A 20,685-nucleotide genomic window follows, 5' to 3' on the forward strand; every position below is an offset into this window, starting at 1 on the left:
TGTCTCAGTAAGGGAGCCTCCGTCCATGGCCCGTTCGCTCGACGGCCTCGTCCTCGCCCCGGTCGCCGACCAGGCCCCCGGGCAGGTCGGTACGCGCACCCGGTTCACTTACCACGAGAAGGACGGCGAGATCTGGGCCGAGTACACGGGCGGGGACGTCGTACGCGGTCACCTCGTGGGGACGCGGGAGGGCGACCGCCTCGACTTCCGGTACGTGCAGCTGAAGCACGACGGCAGCACCTCGTCGGGCCACTGCGTGTCCGTGGTCGTGGAGCTGACCGACGGACGGGTGCGCCTGGAGGAGACCTGGGCGTGGGAGTCCCAGGACGGGAGCGGGACGAGCGTTGTGGAACAGGTCACTGCGCACGTCCCCTGACTGACAGATTGTCAGTTGTCTATGGTGATCAGGTGAGCGAGCAGACGCGGGCACAGGGGCGTACGGCACGGCGGGTCGTCATCGTGGGCGCGGGCATGGCCGGCGTGCAGACGGCGGTCGCCCTGCGCGAACAGGGTTTCACCGGGGACGTGACGCTGATCGGCGCCGAGCCGCACCAGCCGTACGACCGGCCGCCGCTGTCCAAGGCGGTACTGCTCGGCAAGGCCGAGGGCTCCGCCTTCGACATCGACTTCGAGGCACTGGGCATCGAACTCCGGCTCGGCTGCGAGGCGCTGGGTGTGCGCCCCGCGGACCATGAGCTGGACACCGAGGCGGGACCGGTGCCGTACGACGTCCTGGTCCTGGCGACCGGCGCGGAGCCGATCCAGCTGCCCGGCGCGCGGGGAGTCCCCGGCGTCCATCTGCTGCGGACCCTGGACGACGCCGAGCGGCTGCGCCCCGTGCTGGCCCAGCAACACGACATCGTGGTCGTCGGGGCGGGCTGGATCGGTGCGGAGTTCGCGACGGCGGCGCGTGACGCCGGGTGCGTGGTGACGGTCGTCGAGGCCGCCGACCGGCCGCTGGCCGGGGCGTTGCCCGCGGAGGTGGCCGAGCCGATGGCAGCCTGGTACGCGGCCAGCGGCGCCTCGCTGCGCACCCACGCGCGCGTGGAGCGCGTCGAGCCCGGCGCGGTGGTGCTGGACGACGGCTCGCGGGTCCCCGCGGACGCCGTGGTCGTCGGCATCGGCGCGCGTCCGGCCACCGCCTGGCTGGCCGGCTCCGGCATCGAGCTCGGCGCCCACCGGGAGGTCGTCGCCGACAACCACCTGCGCACCTCCGTGCCGGACATCTACGCGGTCGGCGACTGCGCCTCCTTCCCGTCCGGCCGCTACGAGGAGCGCCTCCTCGTCCACCACTGGGACAACGCCCTGCAGGGCCCGCGCACGGTCGCGGCGAACATCATCGGCGAGGCCCCCGCCGCGTACGACCCGGTCCCGTACTTCTGGTCCGAGCAGTTCGGCCGTTTCGTCCAGTACGTCGGCCACCACGCCCCCGCCGATACGACCATCTGGCGGGGCGACCCGTCGGGCGCGGCCTGGTCGGTCTGCTGGCTTCGCGAGAGCCGCCTCGTCGCGCTCCTCGCCGTGGGCCGCCCCCGCGACCTGGCCCAGGGCCGCCGCCTGATCGAGGCGGGCATGCCCATGAACCCGGACATCCTGTCCGACTCGTCCCGCCCCCTGAAGGACGCCACGGCATGACGGCCCGGTTTCCGTCGCCCGGACGGCGGTCCGGGCGACGCTCGGGTACCGAGTGTCAGTCCGGGATGGCAGGCTTGTCCCGTGACCGAGATTGACGCAAAGATCGATGCTCTCGTCCCCGCCTGGCTCACCCTCCCCGACATCGCCGAACAGCTCGGCGTCGAGGTGACCCGCGTCCGGCAGCTGGTCAAGGAGGGCCAGCTGATCGCCGTACGCCGTGGTGAGAACCGCGCGCTGCACGTCCCCGCCGCCTTCATCGACGGGGCCGAGCAGAAGGTCGTCAAGGGCCTGACCGGCACCTTGACGCTCCTGCGGGACGACGGCTTCTCCGACGAAGAGATGCTCGAGTGGCTCTTCACCCCCGACCCGAGCCTGCCCGGCACCCCCGCGCAGGCTCTGAGCGAGAATCGCGGCACGGAGGTGAAGCGCCGCGCCCAGGCGCTCGCCGTCTGATTCGACCGACCGTCCGGCGTACGGACCACGGCCGGCCCCGGACCACCCCGGCCGCCGCGGTCCGTACGCACCGCACCACGTCCGTAGGGTGCGTACGACATCCGTACGCACCGCACCACGGGGGACACACGCATGCCCGAGAACGCCGCCCGCACCCGCCTCGCCGACGCCCGCGTCTATCTCTGCACGGACGCCCGTAAGCGCCAGGGCGACCTCGCCGAGTTCCTGGACGTGGTCCTGGCCGGCGGCGTCGACATCGTGCAGCTGCGCGACAAGGGCATGGAGGCCGCCGAGGAACTGGAGCACCTCCAGGTCTTCGCGGACGCCTGCGCCCGCCACGGCAAGCTCCTGGCGGTCAACGACCGCGCGGACGTCGCCCACGCCATCGGCGCCGACGTACTCCACCTGGGCCAGGGCGACCTCCCGGTCCCCGCCGCCCGCGCGATCCTCGGCGACGAGGTCCTGATCGGCCGCTCCACGCACGCCGAGTCCGAGGCCGCGGCCGCCGCCGTCCAGGACGGCGTGGACTACTTCTGCACCGGCCCCTGCTGGCCCACCCCCACCAAGCCCGGCCGCCACGCCCCGGGCCTCGACCTGGTCCGTCACACGGCGTCCCTCGCCACCGACCGCCCCTGGTTCGCCATCGGCGGCATCGACCTCGGCAACCTCGACGAGGTATTGGAGGCGGGCGCCCGCCGCGTCGTCGTCGTTCGGGCGATCACCGAGGCGGCCGATCCCGGGGCGGCGGCGGGGGAATTCGCGAAGCGGCTGCGTCAGGCGTAGGCCGCGGCTGCGCCAGGCACCGCGGGCGTTTCGATGGTCCGATCAATGGTCGGACCGCTTGTCCCACAGGTGTCCGAGGGGTGGACAAGAACTCGACAAATCGGACAATTGTCGTCGGTTCGGTTGGGTGACCGCCGCCCCCTGACTAACCTGCGAGTATGGCCCTCGGATCTGCTTCCACCAGGACTGATCGCGCACGCACCGTGCGCGACATGCTCGCCACCGGCAAGGCGACGTACTCGTTCGAGTTCTCCGCGCCGAAAACCCCCAAGGGCGAGCGGAACCTGTGGAACGCGCTGCGCCGCGTCGAGGCCGTCGCCCCCGACTTCGTCTCCGTCACCTACGGTGCCGGTGGCTCCACCCGCGCGGGCACGGTCAAGGAGACCGAGCAGATCGTCGCCGACACGACGCTCACCCCGGTCGCCCACCTCACCGCGGTCAACCACTCCATCGCCGAACTGCGCAACATCATCGGTCAGTACGCCGACGCCGGTATCCGGAACATGCTCGCGGTCCGCGGCGATCCGCCCGGCGACCCGATGGGCGAGTGGGTCCCGCACCCCCAGGGCCTGACCTACGCCGCCGAACTCGTCCGTCTCATCAAGGAGTCCGGCGACTTCTGTGTCGGCGTCGCCGCGTTCCCCGAGATGCACCCCCGCTCCGCGGACTGGGACGTGGACGTCGCGCACTTCGTGGACAAGTGCCGGGCCGGCGCGGACTACGCGATCACCCAGATGTTCTTCCAGTCCGATTCGTATCTGCGCCTGCGTGACCGGGTGGTGGCCGCGGGATGTACGACGCCGGTCATCCCGGAAGTCATGCCGGTGACAAGTGTGAAGATGCTGGAACGACTTCCGAAGCTCAGCAACGCTTCATTCCCGGACGTCCTGAAAGAGCGGATCCTCACAGCCAAAGACGATCCGGCGGCTGTACGCTCCATTGGCATCGAGTTCGCAACGGAGTTCTGCGCGAGGCTGCTGGACGAGGGAGTCCCCGGTCTGCACTTCATCACGCTCAACAACTCCACGGCGACGCTGGAAATCTACGAGAATCTGGGCCTGCACCACCCGCAGCAGGCCTAGACCGGTCGCACCCACGTACGACACACTGCGTAGCGGCCACTGGGAGAGGGGCGTACATGGGCTGGACGGTCCTCTATATCGCGTTCGGTGTCGTCGCACTGTGGCTGCTCGGCGAGGTGCTGCTGCAGTACAAGGCGCGGCTGCGTTGGCGGCTGCTCGCGTTCGTCGGCTTCCTCGGTGTCGTCTTCGGCGTGCTGATCCCTTCGGTGATCGTCATCGCGCTCGGCGCGGCGGCCTTCGCGGTCGGCCAGACCTACGTCACCCTGTCGTTCCGCCGCGGCTTCGCGGAGGGCTGGGCCGTGGGCAACCGTCAGGGTGCCGACAGCGGCGCCGGCAAGGGCTTCGGCAAGAGCAAGCGCCGCCGTGGTGAGGACGACCAGGACCTGGGGCCGGAGGTCTCCGGCCTCGAAACGGCCGAGGGTTCCGAGGCCATGGCCGAAGCACCGGTCCGCAGCGCGGCGTACCTCCAGGACGACGACTACGCCCGCGACGACGACGTGTTCTCGCCCGCGCAGTCCGACCGGTTCATGCAGCCCGGCTCCGGCCACCAGGGGGCCGCCGAGAGCACCGCCGTGTACGAGCCCCAGCCCCTGCCCGACGACACCGGCTCGTACGGCGTCTACAGCGCCACCGCCTACGCGGCCGCCACCGATCAGTCCTACGCCGCCGCTGCCCAGTCCCAGGACCAGCAGGCCTACGCGTACGACGGCTACTCGACCGGCTACGACGAGCAGCAGTACGGCTACGACAACAGCCAGCAGCAGTACGCCGCCTACTCCGACCCGTACACCGGCACGCAGACCTACGGCGGAGCCTCGTACGACACGACCTACGGCGGCGGCGACCAGCAGTACACGCAGCAGCAGGCCTACGGCCAGGACCAGTACGCCACCAACGGCTACGCCGGGGAAACCCAGACCCCGGCCGGCGGTGTCTGGGTCCCGCAGCAGCGCAGCACCGACGACCCCTACGGTGGTGAACTCCCGCCGGAGCAGCCCTACCCGTACCAGGACAACGGCAACGGAAACGCCAACGGCGCCGGGTACGACGAGCGGTACCGATACTGAAGGCCGACCTCCCCGGGCGGCCTTCGGCACACCGGTGCGCTCACTGAGAGCCCCGGAACTCCGGTCCCTCCACGATCAACCCGGACACCAGGGCGCCCGACATGCCCGCGTGCGGGAGGCCACCGCCCGGGTGGGCCCAGCCGCCGACCGCGAACAGCCCCTGCGTACGGGTGGTGTTCGGCGCGTGCAGCAGCCGCCCGTCCGCCGCGGCGAGCGCCGGTGCGGGGACGGCGCCGCCCGCCGCGCCCGTCTCCCGCGCGATGTCGGCCGGGGTGCGGACCTCGTGCCACAGCAGACGGTCGCGCAGGCCCGGTATCGCGCGCTCGGCGACGCCGAACACCCCCTCCACGTCCGCCTCGGACACCGGCAGGCCGGACGGCACGGTGACGCTCAACGTGACCGCCTCGTGCCCCGCGTCCGGCGCGAGGGCGGGGTCGTCCGGGCGCGACACCGTCACGGTGGGCGAGGAGGGCAACCCCGGACGCTCACCGAAGAGCCGGTCCAACTCCTCGGCACGGTCCGCCGCGTGCACCACCGTCCGATGTGCCACCCCCTCGGGACGCCCTCCACGCAGCGCCAGCAGCACGGTCAGCCGACTCGGCGCCCCGCGCTGCGGCGCGACCTCGTCACCGCCCCGTAGCGCCGTCCCGGGGACCAGGGCGTCCAGCACTCCGGGCGCGACACCGGCGACCACGAAGTCCGCGTCCGCGACCTCGCCGTCGGCCAGCTCCACACCCGCCGCCCGGCCGTCCTTCTCGACGATCCGCTCGACCGGGGTCCCGAAGCGGAACTCCACCCTGCGGGCCACGCACCGCTCGTACACCGCGCGCGCCAACTCCCGTATGCCGCCGCGCACATACCAGGTGCCGAAGGCGTGCTCCATGTACGGCAGCACGGCCGCGCTCGCCGGGGTGGCGCGCGGATCGAGCCCGTAGGCGAGGGCGTGGCACTCCAGCAGGGCCGTGAGGCGCGGGTCGCGCAGCTCCCAGGCGCCGACCTCGGCGAGGGTCGTGGCGCGGCGGGTGCGCAGCAGCTTCTTGTGCGGCACCGAGGGGTAGGGCTCGCGCTCGGCGAGCACCGACCAGTTCGGCCACAGCGGCTCCTCCAGGAGCGGTCTGCGGGTGCGGTCCCAGGCCTCGCGCGCCCGCACCAGGAAGTCGCCCCACCGTGCGCCCGCGCCCGCCCCGAGCGCCTCGTCGAGGGCGGTGACGACGCCCGCGCGCGAGGCGTTGGGCAGAGCTACCTCCGTGCCGTCGGCGAACACATGCCGCGAGGACGGGTCCACCTGGACCAGCTCGACGCACGCCTCCAGCGGCTCCTTGCCCGTCTTGACGAACAGATCGCGGTAGACCGCGGGCAGCGGGAGCAGCCCCGGGCCCGTGTCGAACACGAAGCCGTCGCGCTCGAAGCGGCGCACCGCCCCGCCGTACGTCTCCGCACGCTCGTACACCACCACCCGGTGGCCCGCGACGGCCAGCCGGGCGGCGGCCGCCATCGCGCCCATCCCGGCGCCGATCACCGTAATCCGTCCCATGCCGGCGACTTTATCGGCCGCCACCGACAACCCGGCCCGCGGTGCTCAGTCGGGCGGCCGTCCCACCCGCTCGGCCATGTGTTTCTCCTCGCGGCGCTGGGCCCTGCGGCGCAGGAACCGGCGGATCCGTGAGATCAGGAAGAAGAGCGCCAGCAGCCCCGCGAGCAGCAGCACGCCCGCGATGATCGCCGCGGCCTCGGGGTGGAACATCGCGAAGGTCAGGATCCCGGCGACCCCGAGATCCTCGGCGGTGCTCATGACGAAGTTGCTGAACGGTTCCGGCGAGGTGTTGATCGCCATCCGCGTCCCGGCCTTGACCGTGTGGCTCGCCAGCGCCGTCGAACCGCCGATCGCGCCCGCGGCCAGATCGGAGAGCGAGCCGCTCTGCCCGGCGAGCAGCGCCCCCACCCAGGCTCCCGCCACCGGCCGGATCACGGTGTGCACCGAGTCCCACACCGAGTCCACGTACGGGATCTTGTCGGCGACCGCCTCGCACAGGAAGAGAACGCCCGCTGTGATCAGGATCTCAGGGCGCTGCAGGGACTCCGGGACGTCGTCGCTCAGACCGGTCGCTCCGAAGACGCCGAGGAGCAGCACCACCGCGTACGCGTTGATGCCGCTGGCCCAGCCGCTGGTGAAGACCAGGGGGAGTACGGACACGGACGCGATCGTAACCAGTCGACGACAGTGCGTCCTGGGGATGAGTGCGTACGACTGAGTATCCGTACCTAGTGAGTGAGATGAGTACGCGCGCGGATGGGCCCGACCTGCGCGAACGAGAGAGTGGAGGCACGGAAGGGGGCGCGGCTCCGGCACCGCCGACACGGGGCGGCGGAACGGTCCTCGCGCCCTTGGCCGCTCCTTCCGCCGACTCCGTCGGCGGGAGTGAGGCACGGGGGAACCCGGGGGACGACCGAACGGGGCCCAACGGGGGAAACAACGGGGGAGCACGGCGAAGCGCCGGTTCGAGGTGGCCCGCGGGGGACGCGGCCACCTCGGACCGGCGCTTCGCCGTGCTCTGTTTTCCCTGCCGCCCCCGCGGAGCTCACCGGTTGCCGCTCACGCGCCCCTGGAGCAGCCGCGACAGCGCCGCGTGGACGTCGTCCAGGGAACGCTCGGGCTGGAAGGCCTGCCAGTCCAGGGCGGCCACCAGGACCATCCCGACCAGCGCGGCGGCCGTCAGCGGAATGTCGATCTCGTCGCTGAGCTCGCTGTTCGCCACCCCTTCGCGCAGCACGCCCTCGACGACCGCGACCGCCTCCTGCCGGACCACCATGAGCGTGGACTGCCAGGCACGGTTGGTGCGCCAGAGCTCGGCCACGTAGAGCTGGGTGAAGGCGGGGTAGCGGTTGATGAAGGCGAGCCCGGCCCTGATCATCGCGTCCAGCGCGTCGACCTTGGTGCCGCCGTCCCGCTCGGTGCGCTCCGCGGCCTCCCGCAGGGAGGCGGTGAGGAGTCCCACGCCGTGCCGCAGTAGCTCCTCGAAGAGGACGGACTTGCTCGCGAAGTTGTAGTAGACCGTGCCTTTCGCGACCCCGGCCCGCTCGGCGATCTCGTCGACGGTGGTGGCGGAGAATCCCTGTTCCGCGATGAGAGTGACCGCCGCCTCGTAGAGCTTCTGCCGGGTCGCCTCGCGACGGCCGCCGCCTGCCGTGGTGCTGCTGCTTTCCATGGCCATGATTGTCACAGGCTCAGCTCGGGGTGCAGACGGTCGAGGGTCCACACCTGTTTGCGGTGTGCCGACAGGGCGGTGAGCGCGAGCGCGCCCGCGGTGAACGCCGCGAGGACGGCGCACGCCTGCCAGACCGGTCCGAGGCCGCCGCCCGTGATGAGCCTGCGGAGGGCCTCGACGACGTAACTCATCGGCAAGAAGGGGTGGATCGCGTTGAAGAAGCCCGGACTGGTCTGGACGGGGTAGGTGCCGCCCGCCGAGGTCAGTTGGAGCATCAGGAGGGCGAGCACGAGGATCCGGCCCGCCGCTCCGAAGCGTGCGTTCAGCCACTGCACGAGCGCCGCGAAGCACGCCGTCACCAAGCACAGGAAGCCGACGGTCCCGGCCGCCCGCACCATCTCCAGGCCGATCGCCCAGTGCAGCACGGACATCAGGGCCACCGTCTGGAGCACGCCCAGGGCGGCCACCGGCAGCCAGCCCGCCAGCGCGACGCGCCAGGCCGAGGCACCCACCGCGAGAGCGCGCCGGTTCAGCGGCTGGATCAGCATGTAGGCCACCATCGCGCCCACCCACAGGGACAGCGGAATGAAGTACGGGGCGAAGCCGGTGCCGTAGTTGGGCGCCTTGTGCAGGTCCTTGGAGGCGAGCTTGACCGGGTCGGCCATGACCTGGGTGCGCAGGTCGCGGTCCTGCCGGTCGTAGTCGGGGATCTGCCCGGCGCCGTCGTGCAGTCCGCCGGCGAGCTGCCCGGAGCCGCCGACTAGCTTGTACATGCCCTCGTCGAGGGTGCTCGCGCCCGTCTTCAGCTCGCCGACACCCGTGTCGAGGTCCGCCGCGCCGGTCCTGGCCGTGCCGAGCCCGGCGCGCAGCTTCTTGGCCCCCGTGGCGACCTTCTCGGCGCCCTCGTTCAGCTTGTCGACCTTGGAGACGGCGTCGGCGAGGTCTTCGGAGAGGTGCGGCGAGCGGTCGGCGAGGGCCTGGGCCTGCTTCTGCAGGGTGCCCAGGTTCTTGTCGAGCCGGTCGAGATCGCCGTTCTGGTCGCCGATGAGCGTGTTCACGTCGTCGGCGACCTCGGCCACGTCCGCGGCCGCCTGCCGGGCCTTCTTCAGGTCGGGGCACGCGGCGTCGGGCACCGGCAGGGTCTCGCAGCGCGCCCTGTAGACGGCGTTCAGCGCGTCGGACGCCGTGTGGGCGCCCTTGGCGGCGGCCGGGGCCGTCTTCACCAGGGTGTCGAGGTTGTGGCGGATCCCCGCGGCGGAGTCGGCGACGAGGCGGGCCGTGTCGCCGATCGACTTCTCGTTGTCCTTCAGGAACGGGCCCACCTTGTCGGCGACCCCGTTGACCTTGTCGGCCAGCGCCTGCGTGCCGTCGGCCACCTGCCGCGAGCCGTCCGCCAGGTCGCCCGCGCCCTTGTCGAGCTTCCTCAGGCCCCCGGAGAGCTTGCCACTGCCCTCCTTGGCGTCCTTGAGACCGTCGGCGAGGTCCTCGGAGCCCTTCCGCGCCCGGCTGATCCCGCCGCTGAGCTTGTCGGCCCCCTTGGCGGCCTTCTCGGTCGCCCCGTGGATGTCCGAGAACGAGATGAAGATCTTGTCGAGGAACGACCGCGAGGCCTTCGTGGACGCCGCCGTGCGCACCTCGCCGAACACCGTCCGCGAGATCTGCCCGACGATGTAGTTGTTCGCGTCGTTCGTGCGCACCTGGAGGGCGCCCGTCTGCGGTGCCTCTCCGGAGCTGGAGGCGATCCTCCTGCTGAAGTCGGACGGCATGGTCAGCGACAGGTAGTACGTGCCGTCCTCGACGCCCCGGCGGGCCTCGGCCGCGTTCACCTCGTGCCACTCGAAGGTGTCGCTGTCGCGCAGCCCCTTGGTGATGTCCTCGCCCGCCGAGAGCTTCTTGCCCGCGACGCTCGCTCCCTTGTCATCGTTCACGAGCGCCACGGGGATACGGTCCAGGCGGCCGTACGGGTCCCAGAACGACCACAGGTAGAGGGCGCCGTACAACAGCGGCAGCAACAGGAGCGCGGCCAGCGCGGCGCGCGGGAGCTTGCCCCGGCCGAAGCGCCTGAGCTCAAGAGCGGCCAGTCTCGGCGAGCGCATCGGCCGTCTCCTTGTCGTCGGTCTCGCTGGTGTGGTCGGCCTGGCCGGTGGACACGAGGACGGCCCCCTCGGGGGCCTCGCTGCACACCGCCACGACCGTGGTGCCCGACTGGGCGATCGACTTCAACAGGGCCCAGATCTCGGCCCGTTCGGCGTCCGACAGCTTGAGGTCGGTGTCGTCGACGCCGAGCAGCCCCGGGCGGCCGACGAGAGCCAGTGCGACGGACAGCCGCAGGGCTTCGAGGCGTTCCAGGTCACGTACGGCGGTCCGGGAGCCCTTGGGCAGGGCCTCCCGGTCCAGGCCGGCGGCGGCCAGCGCGGAGTCGATCCGCAGCTTCCCCTCGGCCGCCCGCTCGCTGCGCGGACGCACCAGTCCGCGCAGCGAGTTCTTCAGGGAACCCTCGAACCGCCGCTGCAGCAGCGCCCGTTCGAGCAGGTGCTCCCCGACGGTCAGGGCGGGGTCCAGGTCGGTGACACCCGGGACATGGGCGAGCGCGCCGGCGCGGCGCACCGCGGCCATCTGCCGCGGCAGCGTCGCCCCGCCCACGGTGGCCGCCCCCTCGGTGGAGCGCATCCGGCCCGAGAGCGCGAGCAGCAGACACGTACGGCCCGAGCCGGACGGCCCCTCGATCGCGATCAGCGAGCCGGGCTCCGCATCGACACCGATCCCTCGGAACGCCCAGCCGCGAGGGCCCTGGAGTCCGAAGTCCCTGGCCGTGACACCGAGTCCGCGCGGACCGTCCACAGCGTCCCCATCCCCTGAACATTTTTGAACTGACTGGTCAGTGCAAAAACTAACCCGAACCTTCGATCGAAGCAAAGGCGCAGGTCAGAACGGATTGTCAGTGGCATACCTCACTATGGGCACATACGGCCACAGTGCCGTCACACAGACGACAGGAGGTTCGTCATGGCCACCTCTTCCGCAGCAGCCGCACACCGGCGCCGCGCCACCGGCCCTGCCCCCTCACTGACCGGCCCGGCGAGCGATGTGCACCCCGTGCTCCGCCGGGCCACGGCCCCGCCCGCCGCCCTCGACCTGCTCGCCCAGGCCCGCGCCGGCCTCGACGAGGCGATCGCCCTGGAAACGCCCAATGAGCGCTACGCGACAGCACACTTGGCGGCCCTGCGCACCGCCGCCGCCGTCCTCGCCGCACGAGGCCGCCCGGAGCCCACACCCCGACGCCGCGCCCGCATCCGCAGCGCCTGGGAGGTGCTCCCCGAGATCGCACCCGAACTCACCGAATGGAGCGCCCTGTTCGCCTCCGGAGCCGAGCGGCGCGCCCGCGCCGAGGCGGGTATCCGGGGCGCGGCCGGCACCCGTGACGCCGACGACCTGATACGCGACGTGGCGATGTTCCTGCGCCTCGTCGAGCGGATGCTGGTGCTGCAACCCGTACTGCCCCAGCCCCGGCGGAACGGGAAGGAAGGGGACGGAGACAGGGAGGACACGGAGGACATGGAGGACCGGGAAGTCCCGGACGCGGGCTGACCCCGCCATCCGCCGCGCGAGGTGAGGCCTGATCCGAGGCCTGATCCGACGCATGATCCGCTGCGTGAGACGGAGGGCCGGGTATGACGGCGGAGGCAATAGGGTGGAGGCGCCTGAAGCCTCCCGCCGGGAGGCCCCCCGATCGCTCCGCCGCGCAAGAGGCGGTGCCGCTCCGAGGAGTCAACTGCCGTGCCGGACCCGACGCGCCCCCGCGCTTCTCTCCGTACCGCCGTGGTCTGGGAGGTCCTCAAGGACGCCCTCGACCGCCGGGTCAAGGCCACGGGGCGGGAGTCCCTGGACGTCCTCGACACCGGAGGCGGCAGCGGCAACTTCGCGGTGCCCGTGGCCCGCCTCGGTCACCGCGTCACCGTCGTCGACCCCAGCCCGAACGCGCTGTTCGCGCTGGAGCGCCGGGCCGCCGAGGCCGGGGTCGCCGACCGCGTCAAGGGAGTCCAGGGCGACGCCCACGGTCTCTTCGACGTCGTCGAGCGCGGTGGCTACGACGTCGTGTTGTGTCACGGGGTCCTGGAGTACGTGGACGACCCCGCCGACGGCGTGCGCAACGTGGTGGACGCGCTGCGCCCCGAGGGCGTCCTCAGCCTCCTCGCGGCGGGCTTGGGCGGCGCCGTGCTCGCCCGCGCCCTCGCCGGGCACTTCACGGAGGCCAAGCACGCGCTCGACGACCCGGACGGACGCTGGGGCGAGGGTGATCCCGTACCCCACCGCTTCACCGCCGACCAGCTCACCGCGCTCGTCGAGGGCGCGGGTCTGCGCGTCGGCGCCGTGCACGGCGTACGGGTCTTCGCGGACCTGGTTCCCGGCGTCCTCGTGGACACCGAGCCGGGTGCCGTGGAAGCCCTCCTGAAGCTGGAGGCGGCGGCCGCCGAACTCCCCGCGTTCCACTCCGTGGCCACTCAGCTTCATGTGCTCGGTGTGACGCAGGGGGCGGACGAGGGGTGAGCCGCCTCTCCTGTTGCGCTCCTGATCAGGGGCGGGGCGGCAGATGGAGTACGCCACAGGCCACCCGATCGGGCGCTCGGCGCCGTATGATCGAGGGAGACCGTCCGGCATGACGGGCCGGTCGCTGGGGAATGCACGCCTCAGTGAATCGGGGTGCCATGGCGGGTTCCGGTTGGCGAATTGGCGCAGAGGGGCGGGTTTCACGGGGGCGATTCCCTGCCTATCCTGAAGGGGACCCCCGGTCGCCCCGGCGACTGCACGATGAGGAGGACGCCGTGCCGCTCTCGGAGCACGAGCAGCGAATGCTCGAGCAGATGGAGCGAGCGCTGTACGCCGAAGATCCCAAGTTCGCGACAGCGCTTGAGGGAAGCGGGCTGCGTACGTACACCCGGCGACGGGTCTACCAGGCGGTCGCGGGCTTCCTGGTGGGTATCGCGCTCCTCATGGCCGGAATGGTCTCGAAGCAGATCTGGGTAAGCGTGGTGGGTTTTCTCGTCATGCTGGGCTGTGCGGTGCTCGCCGTGACCGGTTGGCGCAAGGCTCCCAAGCCGGGTGAGCAGCCGGCCGCGCCCGGCACAGCCGCCGCGGGCCGCCAGGGCCGACAGCGCCGCTCCATGATGGACCGCATCGAACAACGCTGGCAGCGACGTCGGGACGAGCAGGGTCAGTAGCCCTGCGGGCGCCCGCAGTCGAAGACAACGCGTGAGGGGGTGTCCCACCCGGGCCGGGTGGGACACCCCCTCAGCCGTACCTCGAGGCACCTCCTTCGCCTGCGGGACGCCGGCCGGCACCGCCGGTGCGGTTACCACCGGAGCCGGCCTCGGTGCGCGCACCAACCACATGTGGCCCGTTTCCCCGGTCGGGGAAACGGGCCACACGGTTCAACGCGACGTCAGCTAGCTGTTCTGTCCCGAAGGACGTCGCAGCAGGGTCTCCCTGCGCGCCGCCAGCCGGGCCGACAGAGCCGCCCAGTAGGCCGACGCCGCCCAGACCACCCGGACGGCTGAGCGGGGCGCCAGCAGCGCGCGCAGGCGGGCGGTACGGCTCGCCCGGGCGTGCAGGGCGTCCGCGACGCGACGCGCGTCTTCCGCGAGCCCCGTCGTCAGCCGTGGGTGCGGGGCGTACAGCACCTGCTCCACCGCCGCGGCCATCCGGTGCACCGCCTCCGACGCCTCCGCGTCGAGGAGCCCGAGTCGCACGATCCGCGCCGCGGCCTTCCGTGGCGTCTGGGACTCGTCCGGCACGATTCCGTAGTCCCACGCCGTGTCGGTCACCTCCAGCCACGTCGCGAGCGTGTATGCGGGCGCGTCCGCCTCACCGCGGCCGTGCGCGCCCAACCGCACGGACCGCTGCCGGATCCGCCACAGCATCGGCAGCAGCGGCACGACCAGCAGCAGGAGCCCGGCCAGTGTGTACCCGAGGATCGGCAACCACGGAGTGCCGTCGTCCTTGGAGCCAACCGTGGCCAGCGCCGACTGGCTCGTGCACGCCTCCAGCTTCTTCTGCTCGGCCAGGCAGTTGCCGCTGGCCGAGGGGGCGGTGGACGGTGCGGCGGAGGTCGACGTCGACGGCTTCGGCACGGTGGGCGAGTCCGACCCGGGCGTCTGCGTCTGCGTGTACTCCGGCACCGAGCCCCGGTTGGGGGTCGGCTCGAAGCGGGTCCAGCCCACACCTTCGAAGTACAGCTCGGGCCAGGCGTGCGCGTCCCGCAGCCCCACCGACATCGAACCGTCGGCCTGCGGAGAGCCGGGCGTGAAGCCCACCGCGACCCGGGCCGGTATCCCCAGCGTGCGGGCCATCGAGGCCATCGCGAAGGAGAAGTGGACGCAGAAACCCTGCTTGTCCCTCAGGAACCGCGCGATCGCGGCCGAGCCGCTGCCCACCTGCACCTGGGTGTTATAGGTGAATCCGCCGTTCACCGCGAAGTAGTCCTGGAGTTTGACCGCCTGCTCGTAGTGGTTCGTCGAGCCCGCGGTGACCTTGCGCGCGGTGTCGGCCACCACCGCGGGCAGCGACGACGGCACCTTGGTGAACTCGCGCTTCAGGGCCTTCGACGGCTCCGGAGCGTTCGCCAGTTGCTCCGCGGTCGGCTGCACGATCAGGCTCGTCACCTCGTACTGCACGCCGCGCGTGTTCTGACCGTGGTCACCGACGAGCGTGCGCCCGACCGGCTCGTACCGCCAACTACCGTTGATGTTCACCTTGCTGGCCGGGTACGGCATCGGGAGCCAGTCCTGCGCGTACCAGTCGGCCGCCGCGACGCGGGTCTGGATCTCGCTGCGCTGGACATCGGCCCCGAGGCCGATCGGCGTCGGGAAGGTGTCCGGCACGTCCTCGATACGGCGCTGGGCCGGCTTCCACGCCGTGCCGTCGAAGTCGTCCAGCGACACGATCCGCAGATACATGTCCTGGGTGTCGTCGGTGTTGGTGCGGTAGGACAGGACCTGGCGGTCCTCGTCCACGTTCAGGCTGTCGCGGAGCGAGACCAGCGGGTTCACCGCGGAGATCGTGCCGCCCCCGGAACCCGAGCCGACGCCTGTCCCCGCGCCGCCCAGCAGACCGCCGTCGAGCGCGGGCAGGGCGAGGGGCACCGCCAGGGCGATGCCCAGCGCGACCGCGCTGATGCGCCGCCCGGTACGGACGGGTGCGACCGTGCCGGAAGAGGCGTCCAGCCCCTGTGAGCGGGGTGCGCCGCCGAAGACCCGGCCCCACTGCGAGAGCCGGTCGCGGCCCTCCGCCAGGAGCAGCATCAGATAGCCGGCGGCCGCGAGCAGGAACCACAGCCAGGCCCAGCCGCCGCCCGACAGTCCCGCGGCCACCGAGTACAGCGCGAGCAGCGGGAGCCCGGCGGGGGCCGCGCTGCGGAACGTCACCGCGAGCGTGTCCACCGCGAGCCCGATCACCAGGACACCGCCGATCAGCATCAGGCGGATGCCGTCGGACAGCGGCGCCGGGATCGCGTACCGCCCCACGTCGTCCGTGCCCGCCTGCAGCAGATCGCCGAAGTGCCGGAACGCGTCCGGTCCCGGGACGAAGCCGGCGAGGGCCTGCTGCTGGGCGAAGACCAGTGTGAGCAGCATCAGCGTCACCAGCGCCTGCGCCGCCACCGTCAGTGGCCGGGCCAGCGGAACCCGCCGGGTCAGCGCGCCCACACCGGACTGCAGCGACAGCAGGAACGCCGCCTGGAGGAACCATGTGGCCGGCTTGACCAGCGGCAGCAGCGCACACGCCGCCATCAGTGTGGCCGTCGTCGAGTACAGCGTCAGCCGAGCCCGCCCGCTCATGAGCGCCCACCCCCTGCCGTGCTGCCCGTCGACGCGGCACCCGTGCGCTGCCGGTCCGCCTGCCGCCACAGATCGGCGAGCTCCGCCCCCCGTGGCACCGTCACAGCGGTCCAGCCCGCCTCACGCAGCATGCGCAGTCGATCCTCGCTCCTGTCCAACGGGCCGGGGACGTCGGTCGGTTCCCGCACCCATGTCTCGCTGTCCAGCAGGAAGGCGACGGCCCCGCCGCTGCGCTGGCGCATCTTGGCGAGCACTGTCGCCTGCTCCTCATCGAGATCGCCGAGAAAGGCGATCAGCAGCCCTTCGTTGCCCCCGCGCAGGACGTCGTACGCCCGGGACAGCCCGGCGCCGTCCGAGTGGTCGATGACCGCGAGAGTGTCCATCATCAGTCCGGCGGCGTCCGCCGACTCCTGGCTCGCGCCCGCGAACCCGTCGGCGCCCTCGCCGGGCACCGAGTTGCCGTCGTCCGTCAACAGCCGCACCGAGAAGCCCCGCTCGAGCATGTGCACCAGCGTCGACGCCGTGCCCGACACCGCCCACTCGAAGGCGGAGTCCGGGCCCGCGCCTTCGTAGGCGATGCCCCGGGTGTCGAGCAGCACCGTGCAGCGGGAGCGCTGCGGCTGTTCCTCGCGACGGACCATCAGCTCGCCGTAGCGCGCGGTCAGGCGCCAGTGCACCCGGCGCAGGTCGTCGCCGTAGCGGTAGCCGCGCGGGATGATGTCGTCCTCGCCGGCCAGCGCCAGCGAGCGCTGCCGCCCGTCGCCGTACCCCTTCGCCTCACCGCTCAGCCGTACCGGCGGCAGCGGCTCCACGCGCGGGATGACCGTCAGGGTGTCGTACGTCGAGAAGGAGCGGGTCAGTTCGCACATCCCGAACGGGTCCGTCAGGCGCAGCTGCAGCGGACCCAGCGGATACCTGCCGCGCAGGTCGGAGCGCACACGGTAGGACACCTCGCGCCGGCCGCCCGCCTCCACCCGGTCCAGGACGAACCGGGGCCGGGGGCCGAGTACGTACGGCACCCGGTCCTGGAGCATCAGCAGGCCGGTGGGCAGCCGCGAGACGTTGTCCATCCGCAGATGGACGCGGGCCTCGGAACCGGCGGGTACCCGTCCGGGGGAGAGCCTGCGGGTGCCCGCCACCCGGTAGCGCGTGCGGTACAGCACGGTCGTGCAGACCAGTGGCAGGACCGCGAGGAGCAGGCCGACCCGCAGGAGATCGCTCTGCCCCAGGACGTACGCGCAGATCGCGGCCGCGATGCCGGCGGCCAGGAACGAGCGTCCGCGGGTGGTGAGTCCGGCGAGCGCGGTGCGCAGCCCGCCCTTGTCCTCCTCGGCGTCGCCCGTCCCCCCGGACGCCATCACAGCCTCCGGGGCGGTTGCTGGCCGTACGCGGGCGCGCCGCGGCCCATCGTGAAGCCCGACCCCGACTGCTGCTGGGGCGCCGCGGGAACGGGGGTGTGCTGCAGGATCTCCTGGACGACCTGCTCGGCCGTACGACGGTTCAACTGCGCCTGGGCGGTGGGGAGCAGACGGTGGGCCAGGACCGCCACGGCGAGTGCCTGGACGTCGTCCGGCAGCGCGTACTCCCGGCCGCTGAGCGCCGCGGAGGCCTTCGCCGCGCGCAGCAGATGCAGCGTGGCACGCGGCGAGGCGCCGAGTCTGAGGTCGGGGTGGGTGCGCGTGGCGGCGACCAGATCCACCGCGTACCGCCGGACCGCCTCCGCGACGTGGACCGTGCGGACCGCGTCGATCAGCTTCACGATCTCGTGCGCGTGCGCCACCGGCTGGAGGTCGTCCAGCGGGGAGATCCCGCCGTGGACGTCCAGCATCTGCAGCTCGGCCTCCGCGCTGGGGTAGCCGATGGAGACGCGGGCCATGAAGCGGTCGCGCTGGGCCTCCGGCAGCGGGTAGGTGCCCTCCATCTCGACCGGGTTCTGTGTGGCCACCACCATGAAGGGGCTGGGCAGTTCGTAGGTCTGCCCGTCGATGGTGACCTGGCGCTCCTCCATCGACTCCAGGAGCGCGGACTGCGTCTTGGGAGAGGCGCGATTGATCTCGTCGCCGATCACGATCTGCGCGAAGATCGCACCCGGCTTGAACTCGAAGTCCCGGCGCTGCTGGTCCCAGATGGACACACCCGTGATGTCCGAGGGCAGCAGGTCGGGCGTGAACTGGATACGCCGCACCGAGCAGTCGACGGACCGCGCCAGTGCCTTGGCGAGCATGGTCTTGCCGACGCCTGGGACATCCTCGATCAGAAGATGTCCCTCGGCGAGCAGCACGGTCAGCGAAAGCCGTACGACCTCAGGCTTGCCTTCGATCACTCCTTCCACCGAACTGCGGACACGCTCCACAGTGGCGGTCAGATCTGTAAGGCTCGCTCGATCGTCATAGGTCGTCACCCGGCCCTCCTCGGCCCGTTCTCGGGCCGACGCCCTGTGCGGACCGGCCCACCCCGAAACACGGACACCACGCGCGAGTGGTTCCGCGTGACGCCACAACCGCATTCTTGTTGCCGTTACCGGTTCGTGTCACTCGCCTGTGGATAACTGGCTGCGATATGTCAGGTCTTGCGACCCTTTGGGCGCCGGTGGGTCGGGGTTCTTTCGTGAAGTGAGGGTCCCACGAGGGCCCCAGGAAGTCTTACGAGGGGCCCGGTGGGAGCGTTCAGGCGGGGTCGATCTCGCGCAGCAGACCCGTCGTCACGTCGAAGACGAAGCCTCGCACGTCGTCCGCGTGGAGGAGGAACGGCGAGGTGCGCACGCGCTGCATCGACTGCCGTACGTCCTGTTCGACGTCCCGGAAGGCTTCGACCGCCCAGGCGGGGCGCTGGCCGACCTCCATCTCCAGGTCGTGCCGGAAGTCCTCGGTGAGGGACTCCAGGCCGCAGCCGGTGTGGTGGATGAGGACGACGCTGCGGGTGCCGAGCGCCCGCTGGCTGATGGTGAGGGAGCGGATCACGTCGTCGGTGACGACACCGCCCGCGTTGCGGATGGTGTGGCAGTCGCCCAGTTCCAGGCCGAGGGCGGCGTGCAGGTCGAGCCTGGCGTCCATGCACGCGACCACCGCGACGTGCAGCACGGGGCGGGCGTCCATCCCGGGATCGGTGAACGCGCCCGCGTACCGCTGGTTCGCCTCGACGAGACGGTCGGTCACGCTGCCGCCCGTGGTTATGGCGTCTTCGGGCTCTGTGGGTACGGATGCAGAAGTCGTCATAGCTATGACGGTACTGGTCACATATGAAGTAGTCCTGCTGTGAGAGGGGACAAAGAACGTCATCGTGTCTTGTTGTGAGGTAACCCACATGGGCACTCAGACATCGCCCGGATAGGTGATTTTTGCCGATTCATAGCTTCGATCGGGGGTTCGTGGAGGAGTGGTCCGCGACGCGCAGGCCAGTTGATTGACCGCGAGACACCGTGGACTAAAGTGACGCGAAGCGGGAGGCGAGACTCTCCCTGCTGGACTGCTTTCCCCTGGAGACCCGGCGATTTTCCGGCGTCTTCACCCACGTGCTCGGCGCGTACGTACGGCTCGGCCTCCTCCCGCTCCCGGTCGGCTGACGCCACTCACCCGGCGCCGGCAGGCCTCCCCTTCTCGAGCGGGTGGGGACCCGGCGGTGCGTACGGCCGCGCCGGACCTGAGAGGGCCCCTTGAGCCAGAGTCGACATGTCCCGGTGATGCTCCAGCGGTGCCTGGACATGTTGGCCCCGGCCCTCACCGAGCCGGGCGCCGTGGTCGTCGACTGCACCCTGGGACTCGGCGGCCACAGCGAGGCGTTGCTGACCCGGTTCCCCGAGGCTCGTCTCGTCGCCCTCGACCGGGACAAGGAGGCGCTGCGCCTCTCCGGGGAGCGGCTCGCCCGCTTCGGCGACCGCGCCACCCTCGTGCACGCGGTCTACGACGAACTGCCCGAGGTGCTCGACCGCCTCGACATCCCGCGTGTCCAGGGCGTCCTGTTCGACCTGGGTGTCTCCTCCATGCAACTCGACGAGGCCGACCGCGGCTTCGCCTACGCCCAGGACGCCCCGCTCGACATGCGGATGGACCAGACGACCGGCATCAGCGCGGCCGAGGTGCTCAACACCTACCCGCCGGGCGAACTGGTGCGGATCCTGCGCGCGTACGGCGAGGAGAAGCAGGCCAAGCGGATCGTCTCCGCCATCGTGCGCGAACGCGAGAAGGAACCCTTCAGCAACAGCGCACGGCTCGTCGAGCTGATCCGAGACTCCCTGCCGCAGGCTGCCAAGCGCACCGGCGGCAACCCCGCCAAGCGCACCTTCCAGGCGCTGCGCATCGAGGTCAACGGGGAGCTCAGCGTCCTGGAGCGGGCGATTCCCGCGGCCGTGAAGGTGCTCGCCGTCCGCGGCCGGATCGCCGTCCTGTCGTACCACTCGTTGGAGGACCGGCTGGTCAAGCAGGTGTTCGCGGCGGGTGCCGCCACCACCGCGCCGCCCGGTCTGCCGGTCGTGCCCGAGCGCTACCAGCCCCGGCTCAAGCTGCTCACCCGCGGTGCCGAACTTCCCACCGAGGAAGAGGTCGCCGAGAACCGGCGAGCGGCTCCCGCACGGCTGCGCGGCGCCCAGCGCATCCGGGAGGACGCCGAGTGAGGCGCCAGGAGGGGGAGA

At 71.5% G+C, this 20,685-nt stretch carries 19 protein-coding genes; 10 read left to right on the forward strand and 9 right to left on the reverse strand.

The window, feature by feature from the left end:
- The first annotated feature begins 25 nt into the window (after positions 1-25).
- The 6 genes from OG819_RS23500 (at position 26) to OG819_RS23525 (ending at position 5,020) form a co-directional block, all read left to right on the forward strand.
- Positions 26-376 carry a hypothetical protein gene (locus OG819_RS23500; RefSeq protein ID WP_266414812.1) on the forward strand — a complete coding sequence of 117 codons (351 nt, stop codon included), beginning with the start codon at positions 26-28 and terminating at the stop codon, positions 374-376.
- A gap of 32 nt (positions 377-408) precedes the next feature.
- Entirely contained in the window at positions 409-1,635 is a 1,227-nt protein-coding gene (locus tag OG819_RS23505) for an FAD-dependent oxidoreductase (protein ID WP_266651080.1), read from the forward strand.
- An 81-nt stretch (positions 1,636-1,716) separates the two neighbouring features.
- Positions 1,717-2,088: an Rv2175c family DNA-binding protein gene (locus tag OG819_RS23510; protein WP_099923107.1), complete on the forward strand. Its 372-nt coding sequence runs from the start codon at positions 1,717-1,719 to the stop codon at positions 2,086-2,088.
- A 132-nt stretch (positions 2,089-2,220) separates the two neighbouring features.
- Positions 2,221-2,871 carry a thiamine phosphate synthase gene (gene thiE / locus OG819_RS23515; protein ID WP_266651081.1) on the forward strand — a complete coding sequence of 217 codons (651 nt, stop codon included), beginning with the start codon at positions 2,221-2,223 and terminating at the stop codon, positions 2,869-2,871.
- 158 nt (positions 2,872-3,029) lie between these two features.
- A complete protein-coding gene (gene metF, locus OG819_RS23520) occupies positions 3,030-3,953 on the forward strand; it encodes a methylenetetrahydrofolate reductase [NAD(P)H] (protein WP_266414821.1) in 924 nt (307 codons plus the stop codon).
- A gap of 56 nt (positions 3,954-4,009) precedes the next feature.
- Positions 4,010-5,020 carry a hypothetical protein gene (locus OG819_RS23525; protein WP_266651082.1) on the forward strand — a complete coding sequence of 337 codons (1,011 nt, stop codon included), beginning with the start codon at positions 4,010-4,012 and terminating at the stop codon, positions 5,018-5,020.
- Positions 5,021-5,060: 40 nt separating this feature from the next.
- Here OG819_RS23525 and OG819_RS23530 read toward each other — a convergent pair whose 3' ends face one another.
- From OG819_RS23530 to OG819_RS23550, 5 genes are all read right to left on the reverse strand, one after another.
- The gene (locus tag OG819_RS23530) at positions 5,061-6,554 is read right to left on the reverse strand and encodes an NAD(P)/FAD-dependent oxidoreductase (protein WP_266624108.1); all 1,494 of its coding nucleotides are present in this window, start codon (positions 6,552-6,554) and stop codon (positions 5,061-5,063) included.
- Between the two features lie 45 nt (positions 6,555-6,599).
- Positions 6,600-7,214 carry a DUF4126 domain-containing protein gene (locus OG819_RS23535; protein ID WP_266414827.1) on the reverse strand — a complete coding sequence of 205 codons (615 nt, stop codon included), beginning with the start codon at positions 7,212-7,214 and terminating at the stop codon, positions 6,600-6,602.
- Between the two features lie 385 nt (positions 7,215-7,599).
- On the reverse strand, positions 7,600-8,226 hold the full coding sequence (locus OG819_RS23540; protein ID WP_266624107.1) for a TetR/AcrR family transcriptional regulator: 627 nt from the start codon (positions 8,224-8,226) through the stop codon (positions 7,600-7,602).
- A gap of 11 nt (positions 8,227-8,237) precedes the next feature.
- Positions 8,238-10,322 carry a YhgE/Pip domain-containing protein gene (locus OG819_RS23545; RefSeq protein ID WP_266651083.1) on the reverse strand — a complete coding sequence of 695 codons (2,085 nt, stop codon included), beginning with the start codon at positions 10,320-10,322 and terminating at the stop codon, positions 8,238-8,240.
- Entirely contained in the window at positions 10,294-11,067 is a 774-nt protein-coding gene (locus OG819_RS23550; RefSeq protein WP_266651084.1) for an ATP-binding cassette domain-containing protein, read from the reverse strand. Before OG819_RS23550 ends, OG819_RS23545 begins: the two co-directional genes overlap by 29 nt.
- 165 nt (positions 11,068-11,232) lie before the next feature.
- On the opposite strand from OG819_RS23550, the gene OG819_RS23555 reads away from it, so the two are divergent.
- The 3 genes from OG819_RS23555 to OG819_RS23565 all read left to right on the forward strand — a co-directional run bounded on the left by OG819_RS23555 (position 11,233) and on the right by OG819_RS23565 (position 13,445).
- A complete protein-coding gene (locus OG819_RS23555; RefSeq protein WP_266651085.1) occupies positions 11,233-11,814 on the forward strand; it encodes an SAV_6107 family HEPN domain-containing protein in 582 nt (193 codons plus the stop codon).
- 189 nt (positions 11,815-12,003) lie between these two features.
- The gene (locus OG819_RS23560) at positions 12,004-12,774 is read left to right on the forward strand and encodes a methyltransferase (RefSeq protein WP_266651086.1); all 771 of its coding nucleotides are present in this window, start codon (positions 12,004-12,006) and stop codon (positions 12,772-12,774) included.
- 275 nt (positions 12,775-13,049) lie between these two features.
- Positions 13,050-13,445, forward strand: coding sequence for a DUF3040 domain-containing protein (locus OG819_RS23565; RefSeq protein WP_266624102.1), 396 nt, complete (start codon positions 13,050-13,052; stop codon positions 13,443-13,445).
- Positions 13,446-13,670: 225 nt separating this feature from the next.
- Here the strand turns inward: OG819_RS23565 and OG819_RS23570 are convergent, their stop codons facing one another.
- From OG819_RS23570 to OG819_RS23585, 4 genes are all read right to left on the reverse strand, one after another.
- The gene (locus OG819_RS23570) at positions 13,671-16,058 is read right to left on the reverse strand and encodes a DUF3488 and transglutaminase-like domain-containing protein (protein WP_266624101.1); all 2,388 of its coding nucleotides are present in this window, start codon (positions 16,056-16,058) and stop codon (positions 13,671-13,673) included.
- Entirely contained in the window at positions 16,055-17,416 is a 1,362-nt protein-coding gene (locus OG819_RS23575) for a DUF58 domain-containing protein (protein ID WP_266624100.1), read from the reverse strand. The genes OG819_RS23570 and OG819_RS23575 overlap by 4 nt, the downstream gene beginning before the upstream one ends.
- The gene (locus OG819_RS23580; protein ID WP_266651087.1) at positions 17,416-18,459 is read right to left on the reverse strand and encodes a MoxR family ATPase; all 1,044 of its coding nucleotides are present in this window, start codon (positions 18,457-18,459) and stop codon (positions 17,416-17,418) included. The genes OG819_RS23575 and OG819_RS23580 overlap by 1 nt, the downstream gene beginning before the upstream one ends.
- Positions 18,460-18,724: 265 nt before the next feature.
- On the reverse strand, positions 18,725-19,273 hold the full coding sequence (locus OG819_RS23585; RefSeq protein ID WP_266414846.1) for a carbonic anhydrase: 549 nt from the start codon (positions 19,271-19,273) through the stop codon (positions 18,725-18,727).
- Between the two features lie 437 nt (positions 19,274-19,710).
- Here OG819_RS23585 and rsmH point away from each other — a divergent pair, with 437 nt between their 5' ends.
- Entirely contained in the window at positions 19,711-20,667 is a 957-nt protein-coding gene (gene rsmH, locus OG819_RS23590; RefSeq protein WP_266624099.1) for a 16S rRNA (cytosine(1402)-N(4))-methyltransferase RsmH, read from the forward strand.
- Positions 20,668-20,685 lie beyond the last annotated feature (18 nt).

It is taken from the genome of Streptomyces sp. NBC_01549 (genome assembly GCF_026339955.1).
Lineage (GTDB): Bacteria > Actinomycetota > Actinomycetes > Streptomycetales > Streptomycetaceae > Streptomyces.

What these genes read in the sequence shown, in the direction of transcription:
- OG819_RS23540 (WP_266624107.1), bottom strand. Translation starts at nt 8,226, where the DNA reads ATGGAAAGCAGCAGCACCACGGCAGGCGGCGGCCGTCGCGAGGCGACC.
- OG819_RS23555 (WP_266651085.1), top strand. Translation starts at nt 11,233, where the DNA reads ATGGCCACCTCTTCCGCAGCAGCCGCACACCGGCGCCGCGCCACCGGC.
- OG819_RS23525 (WP_266651082.1), top strand. Translation starts at nt 4,010, where the DNA reads ATGGGCTGGACGGTCCTCTATATCGCGTTCGGTGTCGTCGCACTGTGG.
- metF (WP_266414821.1), top strand. Translation starts at nt 3,030, where the DNA reads ATGGCCCTCGGATCTGCTTCCACCAGGACTGATCGCGCACGCACCGTG.
- OG819_RS23585 (WP_266414846.1), bottom strand. Translation starts at nt 19,273, where the DNA reads ATGACGACTTCTGCATCCGTACCCACAGAGCCCGAAGACGCCATAACC.
- OG819_RS23570 (WP_266624101.1), bottom strand. Translation starts at nt 16,058, where the DNA reads ATGAGCGGGCGGGCTCGGCTGACGCTGTACTCGACGACGGCCACACTG.
- OG819_RS23530 (WP_266624108.1), bottom strand. Translation starts at nt 6,554, where the DNA reads ATGGGACGGATTACGGTGATCGGCGCCGGGATGGGCGCGATGGCGGCC.
- OG819_RS23500 (WP_266414812.1), top strand. Translation starts at nt 26, where the DNA reads ATGGCCCGTTCGCTCGACGGCCTCGTCCTCGCCCCGGTCGCCGACCAG.
- OG819_RS23575 (WP_266624100.1), bottom strand. Translation starts at nt 17,416, where the DNA reads ATGGCGTCCGGGGGGACGGGCGACGCCGAGGAGGACAAGGGCGGGCTG.
- OG819_RS23545 (WP_266651083.1), bottom strand. Translation starts at nt 10,322, where the DNA reads ATGCGCTCGCCGAGACTGGCCGCTCTTGAGCTCAGGCGCTTCGGCCGG.
- thiE (WP_266651081.1), top strand. Translation starts at nt 2,221, where the DNA reads ATGCCCGAGAACGCCGCCCGCACCCGCCTCGCCGACGCCCGCGTCTAT.